This is a genomic window from Bordetella ansorpii (assembly GCF_900078315.1).
Lineage (GTDB): Bacteria > Pseudomonadota > Gammaproteobacteria > Burkholderiales > Burkholderiaceae_B > Bordetella > Bordetella ansorpii.
Genome location: NZ_FKBS01000012.1, coordinates 167,511 through 180,692, shown reverse-complemented (window position 1 = coordinate 180,692; position 13,182 = coordinate 167,511). Strand labels below are relative to the sequence as shown.

Genomic DNA, 13,182 nt, shown 5'->3' with positions numbered 1-13,182 from the left:
CATGAGCCGCCCCCATCGCGACGGCGCCCCGCGCGCCACCGTGCGGCTGCAACTGCACAAGGACTTCACGCTGGACCACGCCCGCGAACAGGTGGATTACTACGCGGGCCTGGGCATCAGCCACTTCTACCTGTCGCCCGTCACGCGGGCGCGGCCGGGCTCCACGCATGGCTACGACGTCGTCGACCACGGCCAGGTCAATCCCGAACTGGGCGGCGAACCGGCGTTGCGCGCGCTGGCCGACGCCCTGCACGCGCGCGGCATGGGTATCCTGCTGGACATCGTGCCCAACCACATGGCCACCCATTGGGACAACGCCTGGTGGCGCGACGTGCTGACCCACGGCCGCCACAGCGCCTATGCCGACTGGTTCGACATCGACTGGCACGACCCCGATCCGTGGCTGTCCGGCCGCCTGCTGGCCCCGACCCTGGGCCGTCCCTACCTGGCCGCGCTGCAGAACGGCGACATCCACCTGACGTGGGACGAGGCGGACCAGATCTACGTGATCGAGGCCGGCGGCCGCTACCCCGTGGCGCCCGGCACCCTGGCGCGGCAGGCCGCCCCCGAGCAGACGCTGGCCGCCCACGATCCCCAGACCGACGCGGGGCGCGCCGCGCTGCATGCCTTGCTGAACCGCCAGCATTACCGCCTGGCCTGGTGGCCGACCGCCGCCGACCAGATCAACTGGCGCCGTTTCTTCGAGATCAGCGACCTGGCCGGCGTGCGCGTGGACCGTCCCGACGTGCATGCCGCGGTCCACGCCCTGGTTTTGCGCCTGTATGCCGAAGGCGTGATCGACGGCGTGCGCATCGACCACATCGACGGCCTGGCCCAACCCGCCATGTACTGCCGCCGCCTGCGCGCCGACCTGCGCCACGCGGGCCAGCAAGGCGGCCGCGCCCAGCCCGAACCCTACATCGTGGTCGAGAAGATCCTGGCCGAGGACGAGGCCCTGCCCGCCGGCTGGCAGACCGACGGCACCACTGGCTACGACTTCATGGAGGACGTCAACGCGGCGCTGCACGACGCCGCGGGCGTGGCAGTGCTGGAACAGGGCTGGCAGGCCTTCAGCGGCGATGCGCGCTCGCCCGCCGAGCAACTGGAGGCCGCGCGCCGCCTGATGCTGGCGCGCCATTTCTCGGCGGAAAACGCCGCGCTGGTGCGGGTGCTGGGCCGGCTGGCCCGGCTGGATCCCTCCACCTGCGACTGCCCGCCCCAGGCCATCTCGCGTGCGCTGGTGCCGTGGCTGGTGGCCTTTCCCGTGTATCGCACCTATGGTGAAGGCGGCAGCGCCACGCGGGCCGACCTGGCCTATTGCCAGGCCGCGTCCCTGCGCGGCCAGCGCATCATGGAGGACACGCGGCAGGAACCCGACGAAGCCGCCGACCGGATCGCCGACCGGCTGCTGGGCTGGCTGGCCCTGCCCCCCGGCGCCGACGACACCCCCGAATCCGCGCGCCTGCGCCGCCGCGCCCAGAACCGCCTGCGCCACCTGACGCCGCCGCTGGCGGCCAAGGCGCTGGAGGACACCTACTTCTACCGGCGCGGCACGCTGCTGTCGCGCAATGAGGTCGGGGCGTCGCCCTATGTGCACGCCCTGGATCCGCAGCAGTTGCACGAACGCCTGATGCGCCGCGCCCAGGCGCATCCGCAGGCCCTGCTGGCCACCGCCACGCACGACCACAAGCGCGGCGAGGACGTGCGCGCCCGCCTGGCCGTGCTGACCGAGATGCCGCAGCCGTGGCTGGCGTTCGCGGGTTCGTGGGTCGCGCGCGCCGCCTTGCTGGACGCCGATGCCCGCGGCCCCGGCGGCCCCGTGCCGCAGCCCGGCGACCTGTACATGCTGCTGCAGACCCTGGTCGGCGCCTGGCCGCCCGCGCTGTCCCCCACCGATGCGGCAGGCGTGCGCGCCTTCTGCGAGCGCGTCGGCCAATGGCAGACCAAGGCCCTGCGCGAAGCCAAGCTGGGCAGCAACTGGTACGTGCCGGACGAGGCCTACGAGACGGCTTGCGGCGCGGTGCTGCAAGCGCTGTCCCACGCGGCGACGTTGCCCGCCGGCGAGGCGGCATCGCAAGAGCTGCTGCAGGACGTGGCGCAATGGGCCGGACGCCTGATGGGCCCCGGCATGCTGAACAGCCTGGCGCAGGCCACCGTGCGCCTGACGGCCCCCGGCGTGCCGGACCTGTACCAGGGAACCGACCGCTGGGACTTCAGCCTGGTGGACCCGGACAACCGCCGCCCGGTGGACTATGCGGTCCGGCAGGCGGCGCTTCGGGGCAGCGATCCCGGAACGTTGGCGTCGGCCGATGCGGCACCGTGGCACGACGGACAAATCAAGCAGGCGCTGGTGCACCGCCTGCTGCGCTTGCGCGCGGAGAGAAACGAGCTGCGGCGCGGAACGTACCACCCCTTGGCGGTCGAAGGCGCGCGGGCGGCACACGTCGTCGCGTATGCGCGCCGAAGTTCGCGGGGCGCCACCCTGGTGATCGCGGCGCGCGCCTGCGCGGCGCGGATGGCCGGCGCCCAGCCTGCGCACGGGTGGATCGACGCCACGTGGTGGCAGGACACGCGCATTCAACTGCCCTCGAATCTGACCACCGGGGTATTGCACGACGCTTTGGGCAATCTGCCCTTGCCGACATCCACCCGGACGCTGTCCGTGCGGGACCTGCTGAAAACGCTACCCGTCGCGGTTCTGATCTCCCGCTGATCCTCCGGCCGCCGAAGCACGGGATCGCTCGCTGGATGCAAGAAACGGCCATTCCCTGGCCGTTCTTCAGCTTGCCCGACATTTCCGTAGACGGGTTTCCGGCCCCTTCCTTACATGGAGTGCGCCCGCCCGCGCACCAGACGCATCCGGTAGAGCCCGGAGCCGCGGCGGCCCTGATGATGATTCCCGCCCGCGCGCCCATGCCCGCGCTTGGGCGCGCCCGGCACATCGTCGGGGGGCGGCAGGTCGATGTCGGGATTATCGGTATCGGGCTCCACGGGCAGGTCGCCAGGAGGCGGATCGGGCATTTCGGGGTCGTGCGGGGGAGGAACGTGGCTACGCATCTGCTTATACATTTTTCACCTCGTGATCGAAACGGAGTACGAAGTAGAAAGGGCGGCGCGCTCGATTCCACATGGCGCGCCGACGAACCGGAACTTACGCAAGCGCCGTGCCTGTGTGGTCGCGCACGGCCACCGTGTTTACCCCGGCATGGGGCTTGCGGGCCGGCATGGGCCGGGCATCCGGCCCGGCGTTCCGCAAGGAGAGGCATCATGAAACCCACTTCCTCCAGCAAACAGGCCAACCGCAACGATGACCTGGCCCGCCAGGACCAGGCCAGCCATCACGACGCGCAGAACCGTTCGAAGAAGGACGGCCACGCGACCAACCTGGGCACCGGCCAGGACCAGCAAAGCATGCGCAACCGTGGTCAAGGCGCCCGGCGTTCATAGCCGCGCGTGGCGCCGAGTCCGGCTGGCGGCAGGCCAGCCGGGGGAAGGCCCTTCAGAACAGCGACGAACGTGCGTTCTTGGCGCGCGGCTGCGGCGCCGAGCCATCTGCCCAATTGGATTCGGTCTTGTCGTCCGCGCGGGCCCGGCCCTGCGCGGCGGCCTCGTCGTGTTCCTTGGGAACCGGCTCGGGCTGATTGGGAACGGTCACGGGACCCGCGGGTGGCAGCACTTTGCCCTGGCGCGGCGGCACGGGTTTTCCTTCCTTGTCCTTCTGCCGGTTGGCGGGCTGCGCGGCGGCTTTTGCGGTACGGGGGCTGGATGTCATTTCACGTCCTCCTGGAATCCACGCCCCGGAAATGCCGGGGCGCTGGCGTCGGACACAAGCATGCCGCATACCCGCGGGTCCGCCGCTTGCTCCATTGATCGGGCCGGCGGCTCGCCTGCCGGCCCGCCCTGTCCGCCCGGTATCGGCCGCCAAGGCCGTATTGCCGGAACTTTCTACCGGCCCGTGCAAAATCCGCGCACCGGCCGCTTCCGACTGAGGAGTCTTCATGGACCTACAAGATCGAGGCACGCCGTTCTCCGACGACGGCATGCGCACCCTGCGCAGCCGCACCGCCCGCCAGCAGCAGTGGCTGGACGAGTTGGATGCCATCCTCAACGACAGCAGCCACACCGACGTGGAAACCCTGCGCGCCCGCGTGCAGGCCCAACTGGGCAAGACCCGCGCCGCCTTCGACGCGCTGTCGGAAAGCACCACCGACCTGGCCCATGAAGCACGCCAATGCGCCGAGAACTATGTGCAGGACCGCCCTTGGCAATCGCTGGGCGCCGCGGCAGGCCTCGGCCTGCTGGTCGGGATGCTGATCGCCCGCAACTGACCCACGCGGGCTGGGACGGCTGGCCGTGAAACCGCTTGCGGCCTTTCCTGCGCCCAGCCCCCGTTTTTCTCCTGCGATCGACGGGCATGCGCCTTGCGATTCCAGCGTAAGCATCGTCCCAAAGGAGCTTTCCATGGCACCCAGGCAAGGCCCGCTCACCCAGCCCACCGCAGACACCCAGCGCAAGATCCAGCGCGAGCAGGATGCGCGCGACGCCGCCCCCCAGGGCGGCGGTGGAAGCGATACCCACCCGCCTTCAGGCGGCCGCCCGGTTCCCCCCTTGCCTGCCCAGCATCTGCAAAAGCCCGGTCTCGAAGCCGATCTGCACGAAGCCCCGCAATTTCTGGCCCCCGACTACCGAGGCAGCGGCAAGCTGTCCGGCATGGTCGCGCTGATCACAGGCGGCGATTCCGGCATCGGCCGCGCGGTGGCGGTGCTGTACGCCCGTGAAGGCGCCGACGTCGCCATCGTCTATCTGGACGAGGACACCGACGCCCGCGAAACCGCCCGGCATGTCGAGCAGGAAGGCAGGCGGTGCCTGACCATCCAGGGCGACGTGCGCGACCCCGACTTCTGCCGCGAAGCCGTCGCGCGCACGGTGAAAGACCTGGGCAAACTCGACATCCTGGTCAACAACGCCGCCTTCCAGGAACACGCCGAATCGCTGCTGGACCTGACCGACGAAAGGCTGGACCAGACTTTCCGCACCAACATCCTCGGTTACGTACAGATGGCCCGCGCGGCCCTGCCGCACCTGAGCATCGGTTCGTCGATCATCAACACCGGATCGGTGACCGGGCTGCGCGGCAACGGCGCGTTGCTGGATTACGCCAGCACCAAGGGCGCCATCCACGCCTTCACCTGGTCGCTGGCGGCAAACCTGGCGCCGCACGGCATACGCGTCAATGCCGTGGCGCCGGGACCCGTGTGGACGCCCCTCAACCCGGCGGATCGCCCGCCGCAAGAGGTGGAGAACTTCGGCAAGGACACCGCACTGGGGCGGCCGGCCCAACCGGAAGAACTGTCGCCAGCGTATGTCTTCCTGGCCAGCCATGCCTGCGCCAGCTACATCACGGGGTTGGTGCTGCCGATCACGGGATCGCCGGGATTCTAGGTTCCACAACCGGCCGGGCGCAGGTAGGCGGCCGGGCCTCCTGCCCAACCATGCCGTGCGGGAGACCGGCTACGCGCTACCCGCGCTCTCGCCGCCCGTGGGCGGGATCGGATTTTCCCGTGCCGCCGTCCTTGCCGCCATTGCCTTGCCGCGTGCCGGGATACCGGCCGCCCTGCTCGTACTCCGGTCCCTTGGGATTGGCCTGGCCCCCCTGGCCGGGATTGGGCTTCTCCCCTTGCGCCCGCCCGTAATCGGGCTCGTCGGCGCCAAAATTCCCGCTTTGCCGCGTGTGTGCTTCATGGCTGGCCGACTTCTCGCGCGGCTGCTTCGGATCGCCCGTGCCCGCCGGCGTCTTGCCCGGTTTGCTGCTCGTCTCTTCGTTGCGCATGCCGTCTTCTCCTTTCCAACACGACACGGCGCGCCGCGAGCCGGTTCAATACCGGCAAGCGCCGCGCCGCGATGAACTTCTTACCAGCTCGTGCAACAGTGGCCTGGCCCGCGGGCCGGCGCCCCCCGTCAACGCCGGCGGCCGTTGCCACTGCCGCTGCACATCAGGAAAATCCCGGCCAGCAGGCCCACCGCCAAGCCTACGCCGACGATCTTGCCGGTGTTCTGCTGCACATACGTGCCCGCCGTATCCGCGATGCGGTGATAGCTGTCGAGCGCGCTGCGCTCCCAGCCGCCGGCGTGCTCGCGGGCCCGCTCCATCTGCTGTTTCAGCCGATCGCGGGCCACTTCCATCTCGGCGCCGCCATAAGAGGCGGTGGCGCGCAGCAGGTCGTCGGCACTGTCGGTCAGGTCGCGCAGGCTGCGCTTGACGCGGCGACGGGACTCGGCAACACGGTCTTCACGAAAAAACATCGAATTCTCCTTCTGCAGGTTGCGCACGGGCCCGCTATGGCCGTGCGTGAACCAGTCATGCCAGCAAGCGGCATGCCCAACAGCGGGCCCGCAAGGTCCGGCCTGCCCTTACGACGCCCACCATTGCTTCAAGGTCGCCCGCATGGCCTCCCCGCCCTTGGCATCGGCGCGCAAGGCTTGCAGATAGGCCTTCACCTGCTTGAAGTCGACATGCGGCGGCAAAGGCGGCATCTCGGGATCCACCCGCACTTCGATCACGACGGGCCGGTCCGCCCGCAGCGCCTGCTCCCAGGCCGGTCCGACTTCGGCGGGCGTGTCGACATGGATGCCTTCCAGCCCCAGCAACCGGCCATAAGCGGCATAGGGAAAATCCGGCAGCCACTGCGACGCTTCGTAGCGCGGGCTGCCCGAGGTGGCACGCTGCTCCCAGGTCACCAGGTTGAGATCGCCGTTGTTCAGCACCAGCACCACCAGCCGGGGATCCTCCCATTGTTTCCAGCGGTCCGCGATGGTGATCAGTTCGTTGATGCCGTTCATCTGCATGGCGCCATCGCCCACCAGCGCGATCACCGGCCGGTGCGGATGCGCCAGCTTGGCGGCCAGGGCATACGGCACGGCGCATCCCATGGTGGCCAACCCGCCGGACAAGGACGCCATCATGCCGGTCCGCAGCTTCACGTCGCGGGCGTACCAGTTCGCCGCCGAGCCCGAATCGCAGGCAATGATGCTGTCGTCGGGCAGCCGGGACGACAACTCCCAGAACGGCAACTGCGGATTCACGGGCTTGGCCGCCACCTTGGCACGCGCCTCCAATGTGCTCCACCAGCGCGCCACGCGGCTCTCGATCTGGTCGCGCCATTTGCGCGCCTCTTTGCGCTGCAGCAACGGAATCAAGGCCGACAGCGTCATCCGGCTGTCGCCCACCAGGCCCACCTCGACCGGATAGCGCAGGTTCAGATTGCGGCCGTCCACGTCGATCTGCACGGCGCGCGCCTGCCCCTCCGGCGGCAGGAACTCCCCGTACGGGAACGACGTGCCGACCAGCAGCAGCGTGTCGCACTCGTTCATCAGATGCCAGCTGGGCTGCGTGCCCACCAGGCCGATGGCCCCGGTCACATAAGGCAGATCGTCGGGCACCACGCCCTTGCCCAACAGGGCCTTGGCCACGCCCGCGCCCAGCAGTTCGGCCACGTCCCGAACTTCGGCCCCGGCGCCCAGGGCGCCCGCACCGACCAGCATGGCGACGCGCTCGCCGCGGTTCAGGATGTCGGCCGCATTCTCCAGCGCCTGTCTGTTGGGGACGGCGGCATGCGACGTGACGCCGATGCCCGTGCGCACCGTGCCGTGCTCGCGCGGCGGGCTTTCCACGGCGGGCAATTCCTGCACGTCGTTGGGCAGGATCACGCACGTCACGGCGCGGCGTTCGAGCGCGATGCGCAACGCCCGGTCGATCAGGTGCCTTACCTGCGTGGCGTCGGAGGCCTGCTGCACGAAGTCGTGCGCCACGTCCTTGAACAGCGACACCAGATCGACCTCCTGCTGATAGTCGCCTCCCAGCGAACTGCGCGCCTGCTGGCCCACGATGGCCACCACGGGCTGATGGTCCAACCTGGCGTCGTACAGGCCATTGAGCAGATGAATGGCGCCAGGGCCGGACGTGGCGATGCAAACGCCCGCCTGGCCCGTGAACTTGGCGTGCGCGCAGGCCATGAAGGCCGCGGCCTCCTCATGGCGAGGCTGCACGAATTCGATGCCGTGGTCGTCACGCCCCAGCGCCGCCATCATGCCGTTGATGCCGTCGCCCGGATAGCCGAAGACGCGGCGGATGCCCCATTGCGCCAGGCGGCGCACGATGAAATCGGAAACAGTGTCCATGCGGTACTCCAGGAAAACGCGCCCGTCGCCATGACCGCCAAGCCACGGACATGTACATCGGGTGCGATCCGAAACCTCAGCAAAGACCATGCCGGTGAGTGGGGCCGGTCGGCGCCGTCGGCCCACGTAACGCCAGGAAAATCTGCGTAACGCCGCTTTTCCGGTTAGAGGAAATCCGCCGGGAACTCGTTATCTTGGCCGCACGTTTTTTCAACACGGGAGCGTTATGGAACGGCACCTCGTGCTCGGACTCGTGCTATTTCACCGAGGCCACCGCGCCACCCTCTGGAAGCTGAAATGAGTCCGCGTTGGATTGCCGCCGGCGCCTTGGCCTGGCCGCTGATGACGTGCGCGGCCACCGGCACGCAGGCCGCGCCTATGCAGGCCGCACCGCAAGTCACCGAAGCGCAACGATTGGAAAAATTCGCCGTCGCCCAGTGCCTGGTGCGCGCCTTCCCCGATACCCTCATGGCGGCCGATGCACGCCGCGCATCCGGCGGCTACGTACAAATGGGAACGTCCCAGGAAGATGTCTATGGCGACATCATCAAGGTGGTCCAAGCCCACTTGGCCAAACCCTATCGGGGCAAGGACGGCGAATCGCTCAACGTGATGCAGTGCCTGGACGTGCTGGACGATCCGGCGCTCGCCAAGGTCGTTCGACCGCACCGTTGACGTGACAAAGGGCGGCGGCCCCACACCGGCCCGCCGCCCTTCCGGTCAACCCCATGAAACCTCAGCCGCGTTCCTTCCCGGCCGCGTCGGACGCATCCTTGTCGTCATCCGTGGCATCGCCCGACGACTCATACTCCTCGAGCCGGTTGTAGAGCGTCTTGGCGCTGATGCCCAACACCTCGGCCGCCAGCTTCTTGACCCCGCCGCAGCGCTCCAGCGTGGCCAGGATCAGGCGGCGATCCGCCTCGGCCAGCGTCACGCCCACCGGCACGGTGATCCGGCCCGAGGCCTGGTCCCGGCCCGCGCCGGGAGACACCTGCGGCATCAAGGTATCGGCCTGCAGCTCGGCGCCGTCGGCCATGATGTAGGCGCGTCGCACGAAGTTTTTCAGTTCGCGCACGTTGCCCGGCCAGGCGTACGACGCGATGGCCTGCCTGGCCGCCTCGGAGAATCGCTTGGACGTGTTGTGCTCGGCATTCTGCGCATCCAGGAAGCGGTCGGCCAGCAGCAGCACGTCATCGCCGCGGTCGCGCAGCGGCGGCAGATCGATGGGGAATACGCTGAGCCGGTAATACAGATCCTGGCGCAGGCGGCCATCGCGCACGGCCTGCTCCGGATCGCGGTTGGTGGCCGCCACCACCCGCACGTCGCAGGCGATGTCCTTGTTGGTGCCGACCCGCATGAAGCGGCCCGTCTCCAGCACGCGCAGCAGCTTGACCTGAAGGTCCAGCGGCATCTCGGTGACTTCATCCAGGAACAGCGTGCCGCGGTCCGCCCGTTCGAAGTAGCCCTTGTGCTGGCGCTCGGCGCCGGTGAAGCTGCCCCGCTCGTGGCCGAACAGTTCGCTTTCGATCAGGTTGGGCGATATCGCGCCGCAGTTCACGGCCACGAAGGCTTCCTTGCGGCGCGGGCTGAGCGCGTGCACCGCCTGCGCCGCCAGTTCCTTGCCAGTGCCGCTTTCGCCGACCAGCATCGTGGTGACGTCGGTCGGCGACACACGGCGCAACTGCTGGTAGAGCTGCTCCATCTGCGGCGAAGCCCCCACCAACGGACCCAGCCGGCCGGGCTCCTGAGCGCCCCAGGTGGACGAACTCTCGCCGGCCTGGCTGGCCACGCGATCCAGAATCTGCTGAAGGCGTTCCATCGATACCGGCTTGACCAGGTAATCGGTGGCGCCGCAGCGCAACGCCTCGACAGCGTTGTCCAGGCTGCCGTAGCCGGTGATGACGACCACGGGCACGCTGGCGCCGGAAATCTTCTCGAAGATGTCCATGCCGCTGGCGCCGGGCAGGCGCACGTCGGTCAGGACCAGGTCGGGCAGATGGCGCTCGAATTGCAGGTACGCTTCTTTCAACGAGGCGGCGCCGGCTACCGAGTAGCCGCTTTCCCGGGCGATCTCCGACAGGACATCCCGTACATCTTCATCATCGTCGACGATCAACAGATGAGGCATTGATACTCCGTAACGCTTGAGCCTGATTAGGTGTTGCGGTGACGGACCCGGCTGTGTCCATGCGATGGACGATCAGCGAAATCCGGAGCGAAAAAAGCGTTGGAACGGCCGGCCTCGCGCCAGCCCCGCATGTCGGACTTTCAGCGTACAACGGCAATCCCTTTTCGTACGTAAGGAATCGAGACAAGGGACGAATGTTTTCGCTTACTTGCATTTGGTCTCAGGTACGCGCGCACCTGGGCCTAAGATTTGCTGAAGGACTGCAACCCGCTGCCCACTAGGATGTGCCGCATGCTGAAAGATACCCCACCCCGCCAGGATACTGCCCCCGACGCCGTCGCCCTGGGCCGCAGCCCGGCCATGCGCGATCTGCAGGCCCTGGTGACGCGCGCCGCGCCTACCGACGCCAGCGTCTTCCTTGTCGGCGAAAGCGGCACGGGCAAGGACATGATCGCCCAACGCATCCACGCCGCCAGCGACCGCCGCGAAGGTCCCTATATTGCATTGAATTGCGGCGCGGTCAGTTCCAGCCTGGCCCACGCGGAACTGTTCGGCCACGAGAAAGGCAGCTTCACCGGCGCCCTGGCCCGCACACCCGGCTATTTCGAGCACGCCAGCGGCGGCACGCTGTTCCTGGACGAACTGACCGAGATGCCCATCGACATGCAGGCGCACTTCCTGCGCGTGCTCGAGACCGGCACCTATCGCCGCGTGGGCGGCACCGACGTGCTGCGCACCAACGTACGCATCATCTCGGCCACCAACCGCGATCCGCAGCAAGCCGTGGCCCAGGGACGCCTGCGCGAAGATCTGTTGCACCGCCTGCTGGTGATTCCCATGCGCGTGCCGCCGCTACGCGAACGGCGCGAGGATATCGCCTACCTCGCCCAGCAGATGCTGGACGACCTGAACCGCCGCTACGACTCTAGCAAGAAGCTGGGCAGGCGCCTGCTGGACAGCATGGACGCCTACGACTGGCCGGGTAACGTCCGCGAACTTCGCAACGTTGTGCAACGGGCCTACCTGATGTGCGACGACGTGCTGCACTATGAACTCGTCGCGTCGGTACGTGCACCGGCCCTCGATCGCGGCTCCGATTCGCTCGCCTTCGCGGTCGGCACGCCCCTGAACGAGGCGCAGCGCGAACTGATCTGCGCGACGCTGACCCTGCACCACGGAGACAAGCGGCGCACGGCCGCCACGCTGGGCATCAGCCTGAAGACCCTCTACAACCGACTGAACGCCTATGGGCTGGATGTTCAGGGCGTGGCCTGAAGAAAACCCTTTCCGCGCCCGTTGCCGTAATGCGAGGAGATACCCGTGGCACATGCAGCACAAGAACTTCGCATGCGCCAGCAGACCCTGCTGGCCCCGCGCCTGCAGCAGTCCATCCGGCTGCTGCAGATGTCCGCGCTAGAGTTCACCACCGCCGTGCAGGACGCACTGGCAACCAATCCCTTCCTGGAAGACGGCGAGGATGCCGAGCATGGCAATGGCGCCGCCTCCGCGCAAAATGGCCAGGAGAAGGCCGCCGCGGAAGACGGCTCCGGGGCGTCTGCCGCCGAGGCGGCAACGCCCGAGCCGCAAGCCGACTTCTCCGACGCCCCCCTGCCCCAGGCCGAGGGTCCGGCCTATTCCGGTGACTATCCCACTCACGTCCGCAACGATGGCGGCCCGGCGACCGACCTCAGCCAATGGATCGCCGCGCCCGTGTCGCTGCGCCAGCGCCTGTCCGGCGAACTGGGCAGCTATCCCCTGACGGTGCGCGATCGCCTGCTGGCCGAGTTCATCGTCGACGCGCTGGACGAAGACGGTTATCTGCACACCAGCATGGAAGAACTGGCCGGCTCCGCCGCATTCGATCCCGCGCCCGACGCCACCGAATGGGCCGCCGCCCTGAAGTTGGTGCAGCAACTGGACGTGCCGGGCCTGGGCGCGCGCGACCTGACCGAGTGCCTGTCGCTGCAGCTGTATGCGCGCGATGACGTGCCGGACGAACTGCGCGATGCCGCCTTAGGCATCGTGCGCGGCAACCTCGACCGCCTGGCTCGCAACGACATCGCCGGCCTGCAGCGCGTGCTGGGCGTGGATACCGGCACGGTGCAATGCGCCTGCGAGCTGGTGCGCAGCCTGGATCCGAAGCCAGGCCGCCAATATGCCTCCGACGCCCCCAACTACGTGGTGCCCGACGTGATCGTCACCAAGGTGCGAGCGCGCTGGCAGGTCGTGGCAAACCGCCATTCGATGCCCCAGGCCCGCCTGAACCGCACCTATGCCGATCTGTTCCACCGCGCCCGCATGGACGAACGCAGCCCCATGGCACAGGAATTGCAGGAAGCGCGCTGGCTGGTCCGCAACGTGGAGCAGCGCTACATCACCATCCGCCGCGTGGCCGAGGCCATCGTGCGCCGCCAGCAGACCTTCTTCGAATACGGCGACGTGGCCCTGCGCCCCTTGATGCTGCGCGACGTGGCTGACGAACTGGAAATGCACGAATCCACCGTCTCGCGCGCCACGGCCAACAAGTACATGATCACCCCCCGGGGGCTCTTCGAATTCCGCCATTTCTTCTCGCGCGAACTGAGCACCGATACCGGAGGGTCGTGTTCGGCGGCCGCCGTGCGCGCGCTGATCAAGGAATACATCGACGAGGAAGACCCCCGCACGCCGCTGTCGGACGTGGTGCTGGCGCAGCGCCTGGCCAGCAACGGCGTGGTGGTGGCGCGCCGCACCGTGTCCAAGTACCGCATCCAGATGAAGGTGCCCCCAGCGGAGATGCGGCGCCAGAGTTGAGCCGCCGGAAACGACAATGGCGCCCCGCAAGGAGCGCCATTCTCATGGCGTGGCGGAGGGCATCCGCCAGCGCCCACCGGGGC

Annotated in this window: 13 protein-coding genes; 7 read left to right on the top strand and 6 right to left on the bottom strand. The window is 68.3% G+C overall.

The genetic code is table 11. From position 1 onward, the window contains the following. Nucleotide 1: 1 nt before the first annotated feature. Entirely contained in the window at nucleotides 2-2,713 is a 2,712-nt protein-coding gene (treY, locus tag A7W11_RS05860; RefSeq protein ID WP_066409968.1) for a malto-oligosyltrehalose synthase, read from the top strand. Nucleotides 2,714-2,823: 110 nt separating this feature from the next. On the opposite strand, the gene A7W11_RS05855 is transcribed toward treY, so the two are convergent. Continuing rightward, nucleotides 2,824-3,069, bottom strand: a complete 246-nt coding sequence (locus A7W11_RS05855) for a hypothetical protein (protein WP_066409965.1) — start codon at nucleotides 3,067-3,069, stop codon at nucleotides 2,824-2,826. A gap of 198 nt (nucleotides 3,070-3,267) precedes the next feature. Between A7W11_RS05855 and A7W11_RS05850 the strand changes: the two genes are divergently transcribed. Beyond that, nucleotides 3,268-3,447, top strand: coding sequence for a hypothetical protein (locus tag A7W11_RS05850; RefSeq protein WP_066409963.1), 180 nt, complete (start codon nucleotides 3,268-3,270; stop codon nucleotides 3,445-3,447). A 52-nt stretch (nucleotides 3,448-3,499) separates the two neighbouring features. On the opposite strand, the gene A7W11_RS05845 is transcribed toward A7W11_RS05850, so the two are convergent. Next, the gene (locus A7W11_RS05845; RefSeq protein WP_066409962.1) at nucleotides 3,500-3,772 is read right to left on the bottom strand and encodes a hypothetical protein; all 273 of its coding nucleotides are present in this window, start codon (nucleotides 3,770-3,772) and stop codon (nucleotides 3,500-3,502) included. 226 nt (nucleotides 3,773-3,998) lie between these two features. Between A7W11_RS05845 and A7W11_RS05840 the strand changes: the two genes are divergently transcribed. Continuing rightward, nucleotides 3,999-4,328 carry a glycine zipper domain-containing protein gene (locus A7W11_RS05840; RefSeq protein WP_066409960.1) on the top strand — a complete coding sequence of 110 codons (330 nt, stop codon included), beginning with the start codon at nucleotides 3,999-4,001 and terminating at the stop codon, nucleotides 4,326-4,328. Between the two features lie 133 nt (nucleotides 4,329-4,461). Then, the gene (locus A7W11_RS05835) at nucleotides 4,462-5,442 is read left to right on the top strand and encodes an SDR family oxidoreductase (RefSeq protein WP_066409959.1); all 981 of its coding nucleotides are present in this window, start codon (nucleotides 4,462-4,464) and stop codon (nucleotides 5,440-5,442) included. Nucleotides 5,443-5,518: 76 nt separating this feature from the next. Here the strand turns inward: A7W11_RS05835 and A7W11_RS05830 are convergent, their stop codons facing one another. From A7W11_RS05830 to A7W11_RS05820, 3 genes are all read right to left on the bottom strand, one after another. Beyond that, on the bottom strand, nucleotides 5,519-5,830 hold the full coding sequence (locus tag A7W11_RS05830) for a hypothetical protein (RefSeq protein ID WP_175582038.1): 312 nt from the start codon (nucleotides 5,828-5,830) through the stop codon (nucleotides 5,519-5,521). Nucleotides 5,831-5,958: 128 nt separating this feature from the next. Further along, nucleotides 5,959-6,303 carry an ElaB/YgaM/YqjD family protein gene (locus tag A7W11_RS05825; RefSeq protein ID WP_066410149.1) on the bottom strand — a complete coding sequence of 115 codons (345 nt, stop codon included), beginning with the start codon at nucleotides 6,301-6,303 and terminating at the stop codon, nucleotides 5,959-5,961. Between the two features lie 108 nt (nucleotides 6,304-6,411). Next, entirely contained in the window at nucleotides 6,412-8,178 is a 1,767-nt protein-coding gene (locus A7W11_RS05820) for a thiamine pyrophosphate-requiring protein (protein WP_066409958.1), read from the bottom strand. Nucleotides 8,179-8,475: 297 nt separating this feature from the next. Between A7W11_RS05820 and A7W11_RS05815 the strand changes: the two genes are divergently transcribed. Next, nucleotides 8,476-8,853, top strand: a complete 378-nt coding sequence (locus A7W11_RS05815) for a T6SS amidase immunity protein Tai4 family protein (RefSeq protein ID WP_066409953.1) — start codon at nucleotides 8,476-8,478, stop codon at nucleotides 8,851-8,853. 61 nt (nucleotides 8,854-8,914) lie between these two features. Here A7W11_RS05815 and A7W11_RS05810 read toward each other — a convergent pair whose 3' ends face one another. Further along, nucleotides 8,915-10,306, bottom strand: coding sequence for a sigma-54-dependent transcriptional regulator (locus A7W11_RS05810; protein WP_066409950.1), 1,392 nt, complete (start codon nucleotides 10,304-10,306; stop codon nucleotides 8,915-8,917). 291 nt (nucleotides 10,307-10,597) lie between these two features. Here A7W11_RS05810 and A7W11_RS05805 point away from each other — a divergent pair, with 291 nt between their 5' ends. After that, entirely contained in the window at nucleotides 10,598-11,581 is a 984-nt protein-coding gene (locus A7W11_RS05805; RefSeq protein ID WP_082887114.1) for a sigma-54 interaction domain-containing protein, read from the top strand. Nucleotides 11,582-11,626: 45 nt separating this feature from the next. Next, complete coding sequence (locus A7W11_RS05800; RefSeq protein WP_066409948.1) at nucleotides 11,627-13,099, top strand: RNA polymerase factor sigma-54; 1,473 nt, start codon at nucleotides 11,627-11,629, stop codon at nucleotides 13,097-13,099. Nucleotides 13,100-13,182: the final 83 nt, after the last annotated feature.

Excerpts from the sequence above, each read along its gene's own strand:
- treY (WP_066409968.1), top strand. The coding sequence starts at position 2 with ATGAGCCGCCCCCATCGCGACGGCGCCCCGCGCGCCACCGTGCGGCTG.
- A7W11_RS05855 (WP_066409965.1), bottom strand. The coding sequence starts at position 3,069 with ATGTATAAGCAGATGCGTAGCCACGTTCCTCCCCCGCACGACCCCGAA.
- A7W11_RS05850 (WP_066409963.1), top strand. The coding sequence starts at position 3,268 with ATGAAACCCACTTCCTCCAGCAAACAGGCCAACCGCAACGATGACCTG.
- A7W11_RS05845 (WP_066409962.1), bottom strand. The coding sequence starts at position 3,772 with ATGACATCCAGCCCCCGTACCGCAAAAGCCGCCGCGCAGCCCGCCAAC.
- A7W11_RS05840 (WP_066409960.1), top strand. The coding sequence starts at position 3,999 with ATGGACCTACAAGATCGAGGCACGCCGTTCTCCGACGACGGCATGCGC.
- A7W11_RS05835 (WP_066409959.1), top strand. The coding sequence starts at position 4,462 with ATGGCACCCAGGCAAGGCCCGCTCACCCAGCCCACCGCAGACACCCAG.
- A7W11_RS05830 (WP_175582038.1), bottom strand. The coding sequence starts at position 5,830 with ATGCGCAACGAAGAGACGAGCAGCAAACCGGGCAAGACGCCGGCGGGC.
- A7W11_RS05825 (WP_066410149.1), bottom strand. The coding sequence starts at position 6,303 with ATGTTTTTTCGTGAAGACCGTGTTGCCGAGTCCCGTCGCCGCGTCAAG.
- A7W11_RS05820 (WP_066409958.1), bottom strand. The coding sequence starts at position 8,178 with ATGGACACTGTTTCCGATTTCATCGTGCGCCGCCTGGCGCAATGGGGC.
- A7W11_RS05815 (WP_066409953.1), top strand. The coding sequence starts at position 8,476 with ATGAGTCCGCGTTGGATTGCCGCCGGCGCCTTGGCCTGGCCGCTGATG.
- A7W11_RS05810 (WP_066409950.1), bottom strand. The coding sequence starts at position 10,306 with ATGCCTCATCTGTTGATCGTCGACGATGATGAAGATGTACGGGATGTC.
- A7W11_RS05805 (WP_082887114.1), top strand. The coding sequence starts at position 10,598 with ATGCTGAAAGATACCCCACCCCGCCAGGATACTGCCCCCGACGCCGTC.